This is a genomic window from Longimicrobium sp., from assembly GCF_036554565.1.
Classification (GTDB): domain Bacteria; phylum Gemmatimonadota; class Gemmatimonadetes; order Longimicrobiales; family Longimicrobiaceae; genus Longimicrobium.
Genome location: NZ_DATBNB010000856.1, coordinates 1 through 4,989, shown reverse-complemented (window position 1 = coordinate 4,989; position 4,989 = coordinate 1). Strand labels below are relative to the sequence as shown.

Sequence of the window (4,989 nt, the reverse complement as noted above, 5' to 3'; positions counted from 1 at the left end):
TGCATCCACGAGCTGTTCGAAGCGCAGGCGGCGCGCACCCCCGACGCGGCCGCGGTCGTCCACGAAGCGGATTCGGTCACCTACCGCGCGCTGGACGAGCGGGCGAACCGGCTGGCACGCCACCTCGTTCGCCAGGGCGTGGGCGGCGAGACCAGGGTGGGCGTGTGCGTGGCCCGCGGGGTGGAGATGGTCGTCGCCCTCCTTGCCGTGCTCAAGGCGGGCGGCGCCTACGTGCCGCTCGACCCGGCCTATCCCGCCGAGCGGCTTGCGTTCACGCTTGCCGACTCCGGCGTGGTGGTGCTGCTGACGCAGGAATCGCTGCGCCCGGCGCTGCCCGTGCCGGACGGCGTCACGGTGGTGAGCGTGGACGGGGCGGCGGCCGAGATCGCCCGCGAGAGCGCGGACCGCATCGAGAGCCGCGCCACCCCGCGGAGCCTGGCGTACCTGATCTACACCTCCGGGAGCACGGGCGTCCCCAAGGGCGTGGCCATCGAGCACGAGAGCGCGGTGGCGCTCGTGTCGTGGGCGGCCGACGTCTTCACGGCCGAGGAGCTGTCCGGCGTGCTGGCGTCCACGTCCATCTCCTTCGACCTCTCCGTCTTCGAGCTCTTCCTCCCGCTGTCCCTCGGCGGCCGCGTGATCGTGGTGGAAAACGCGCTGGCGCTGCCGCAATCGGCCACGGCCGGGCAGGTGCGGCTGGTGAACACGGTGCCCTCCGCCATCGTGGCGCTGCTGAAGAGCGGCGGGATTCCCTCCGGCGTGCGCACGGTGAACCTGGCCGGCGAGCCGCTGCGGCCGTCGGTGGTGGACGCGCTCTACGCCGAGGGGATCGAGCGCGTGTACGACCTGTACGGCCCGTCGGAAGACACCACCTACAGCACCTGGACGCTGCGCCAGGCAGGCGGGCCGGCCACCATCGGCCGGCCGATCGCCAACACGCGCGCCTACGTGCTCGGCGCCGCGCTGCGGCCGGTGCCGGCGAGGGTGCCGGGCGAGCTGTACCTGGGCGGCCGCGGGCTGGCGCGCGGCTACCTGGCCCGGCCGGGGCTGACGGCGGAGCGCTTCGTACCGGACCCGCTCTCGGGCGAGCCCGGCGCGCGGCTGTACCGCACGGGAGACCGGGCGCGGTGGCGGGTGGATGGCACGCTGGAGTACCTGGGGCGGCTGGATGCGCAGGTGAAGGTGCGCGGCTTCCGCATCGAACTGGGCGAGGTAGAGGCGGCGCTGCGCCGGAACCCGGCCGTCACCGACTGCGTGGTGATGGCGCGAGAGGACGCACCGGGCGACAAGCGGCTGGTGGCGTACGTCGTCGCCGGCGCCGAGGCCGACGAGCTGCGCGAGCACCTGCGGCGGAGCCTGCCGGAGTACATGGTCCCGTGGGCGTTCGTGGCGCTGGAGCGGCTGCCGCTGACGCCGAACGGCAAGCTGGACCGCAAGGCGCTGCCGGCGCCCGAGGGAAGCTCGTCCGCCGCCCGCGCCTACGAGGCGCCGCGCACGGAGGCGGAGCGCAGGGTGGCCGCGGTGTGGGCCGAGGTGCTGGGGGTGGAGAGCGTGGGCGCGCACGACCGGTTCTTCGACCTGGGCGGCCACTCGCTGCTGCTGGTGCGGGTGCAGGCGCGCCTGCGCGAGGCGTTCGGCCAGCCGGTGCCCATCACCCACCTTTTCCGTTACCTTACGGTGAATGCCCTGGCCGCGGCGCTGGACTCCCCCGCGCCCGAGCCGGCCGCCGCCCCGGCGGACGACGCGCGGGTGCGGGACGGGCGGCACAGGCTGCGGGCAAGGGGGCGGGCCGGCGTGGCGGGGCCGCGGGGCGACGGGGGCGGGCCGGGGTGACGGCGGGACCGGGTGGCGGGAGGGCAGGCCGTTCCCTGTTCGTTGACGACGAATAAACAAGATTTCGAGATGAGTCATACCAACGAGCCCACGGGGCTGGAGATCGCCGTCGTGGGAATGGCGGGGCGCTTTCCCGGCGCGCCCGGCGTGGACGCCCTGTGGGCCAACCTGCGCGCGGGGGTGGAGTCCATCCGCCACTTCACCGCCGAGGAGCTGGCCGCGGCGGGGGTGCCCGAGACGCTGCGCGCGAACCCCGCGTACGTTCCCGCGCGGGGCGCGCTGGACGACGTGGACCGCTTCGACGCCGCCTTCTTCGGCTTCACCCCCCGCGAGGCGCAGGTCACCGATCCCCAGCAGCGCCTGTTCCTGGAGGTGGCGTGGGAGGCGCTGGAGCACGCCGGCTACGATGCCGCGCGCGCCCCCGGCCGCGTAGGCGTGTACGCGGGCGCCAGCATGAGCAGCTACCACGTGAACCTGCTCTTTCGCCCCGACGTGATCGCCGCGGCCGGCGAGATGACCGTGAACATGGGGAACGACAAGGACTTCCTGGCCAGCCGCGCGGCGTTCAAGATGGGGCTCGAAGGCCCCGCCGTGGTGGTGCAGACGGCGTGCAGCACCTCGCTGGTGGCGGTGCACCTGGCCTGCCAGGCGCTGCTGGGCGGCGACGCCGACATGGTCCTGGTCGGGGGCTCGGCCGTCACGGCGGGCCAGCACATGGGCTACCTGTACGAGCAGGGGAACATCCTGTCGCCGGACGGGCACTGCCGGGCCTTCGACGCGGAGGCGCGGGGAACGGTGGGCGGCAGCGGCGTGGCGGTCGCTGCGCTCAAGCGGCTGGAAGACGCGCTGGCCGACGGTGACACCGTGCACGCGGTGATCCTGGCTTCCGCCATCAACAACGACGGCTCCGCCAAGATCGGCTTCACCGCGCCGCGGGTAGAGGGGCAGGCCGCCGCCATCCGCGCCGCGCACGCCGCCGCGGACGTGGACCCCGCCACCATCACCTACGTGGAAGCCCACGGCACGGCGACGGAGCTGGGCGACCCCATCGAGATCGAGGCGCTCACGCAGGCCTTCCGCGCGGGAACGGACCGCACCGGCTTCTGCGCCATCGGCTCCATCAAGACCAACATCGGCCACCTCGACGTGGCGGCGGGGATCGCGGGGCTCATCAAGACCACGCTGGTGCTGCGCGAGGGCGAGATCCCGCCCTCGCTGCACTTTACGAAGCCCAACCCGCAGATCGACTTCGCGTCCAGCCCCTTCTTCGTCAACGCCACGCTGGCCAAGTGGACGCCGCCCGCCGGGGTGCCGCGGCGCGCCGGGGTCTCGTCGTTCGGCATCGGCGGCACCAACGCGCACGTGGTGATGGAGCAGGCGCCCGCCGCGGCGCCCTCCCCCGCGCCGTCACGCGCGGAGCAGCTGCTGGTCCTTTCGGCCCGCACCGAGACGGCGCTGGAGGCCGCGGCCGGGCGGCTGGCCGCGCACCTGGAGCAGCACCCGGAACAGGCGCTGGCGGACGTGGCGTGGACGCTTCAGCAGGGGCGGCGGCAGTTCGCCCACCGCCGCGCCGTCGTGGGGCGCACGCACGCCGAGGCCGCGCAGGCGCTGGCGGACGCGGCGAAGGGCGTGGCCGGCCTGGCCGGGAGCGAGGCGCCCGCCGCCGTCTTCCTCTTTCCCGGCCAGGGCGCGCAGTACGCGGGGATGGCGCGCGGGCTGTACGAGCGCGAGCCCGTCTTCCGCCAGGAGCTGGACCGCTGCGCGGAGCTCCTGCGCCCGCACCTGGGGCTGGATCTGCGCGAGGCGATCTTCTCGGACGACGCGGACCGGCTCACGCAGACGGCGCTCACCCAGCCCGCGCTCTTCGCCGTCGAGTACGCCTTGGCGAAGCAGTGGATGGCGTGGGGGATCGTGCCGGAGTCCATGGTCGGCCACAGCGTGGGCGAGTACGTGGCGGCCTGCCTGGCCGGCGTCTTTTCGCTGGAAGATGCGCTGGCCCTGGTCGCCGAGCGCGGCCGGCTGATGCAGTCGCTGCCGCCGGGCTCCATGCTCGCAATTCCCCTCCCGGCGGCCGAGGTGGAGCCGGCGCTGGGCGGATCGATCTCCATCGCCACGATCAACGCGCCGGACCGCTGCGTGGTTTCCGGGCCGGGCGACGAGATCGCGCGGCTGGAGGCGGAGCTAGCGGCCCGCGGCATCCAGGCGAAGCGCGTGGAAACGTCGCACGCCTTCCACTCGCCGATGATGGACCCCATCCTCGACGCCTTCCGGGCCCGCGTGGCGCAGACCTCCCGCGGGGCGCCCTCGCTGCGCTGGGTGTCGAACCTCACGGGAACGTGGATCACGCCGCAGCAGGCGGCAGACCCGGCGTACTGGGCCAGCCACCTGCGCCAGGCCGTCCGCTTCGCCGACTGCCTTGCCACGCTGGCCGCGGAGGGGCGCGAGCGGGTGTTCGTGGAGTGCGGGCCCGGGCGCACGCTGTCGTCGCTGGCCCGGCGGCAGGTGCCGGGAGCCGCCGCCCTCCCCTCCATGCGCCACGCCGGCGACGCGGCGGACGACGTCGAGGTGCTGCTCTCCGCGCTAGGCCGCGCCTGGGCCGCGGGGGTGGAGATCGACTGGCGCGCCGTGCACGGAGGCCAGGCGCGCCGCCGCGTTCCGCTCCCCACCTATCCCTTCGAGCGCAAGCGATTCTGGGTGGACCGCGCGCCGCGGCCCGGCTTCGTGGCCCCGGCGGCGGTCGCGGGGAACGAGGCGGAGGCGGAGGCCGAGCCCGGCGACGCGCGTGCGGATTGGACGGCCACGGAGCGGGTGGTCGGGCGCATCTGGGAAACGCTGCTCGGCGCCGCGCCGGGGCTGCACGACGACTTCTTCACGGAGGGCGGCGACTCGCTGATGGCGACGCAGCTGGTGGCCCGCATCCGCGCGGAGCTGGGCGCGGAGATCGGCGTGCGCGCCGTGTTCGAGGCACCCACGGTGGCCACGCTGGCGGCGGTGGTGGACGGCGCGGCCGCGCACGCGGGGCTGGACGCGCTGCTGGCGGGGGTGGAGGGGCTGAGCGACGACGAGATCGAGGCGCTGCTGACGGCGGGTATCGACGAGAGTGGACATGACTGAGCTGACCGATCGCCTTGCGAAGCTGACGCCCGCGCAGCGCAA

Annotated in this window: 2 protein-coding genes; both read left to right on the top strand. The window is 74.4% G+C overall.

All coding sequences use genetic code 11. The annotated features are described in order from the left end of the window. Positions 1-1,833: non-ribosomal peptide synthetase (locus tag VIB55_RS24095; protein ID WP_331879233.1), on the top strand; the 1,833-nt coding region annotated here is incomplete at its 5' end. Positions 1,834-1,902: 69 nt separating this feature from the next. Then, on the top strand, positions 1,903-4,947 hold the full coding sequence (locus VIB55_RS24090; protein WP_331879232.1) for a type I polyketide synthase: 3,045 nt from the start codon (positions 1,903-1,905) through the stop codon (positions 4,945-4,947). The last annotated feature ends 42 nt before the right edge of the window (positions 4,948-4,989 follow it).

Excerpts from the sequence above, each read along its gene's own strand:
- VIB55_RS24090 (WP_331879232.1), top strand. The coding sequence starts at position 1,903 with ATGAGTCATACCAACGAGCCCACGGGGCTGGAGATCGCCGTCGTGGGA.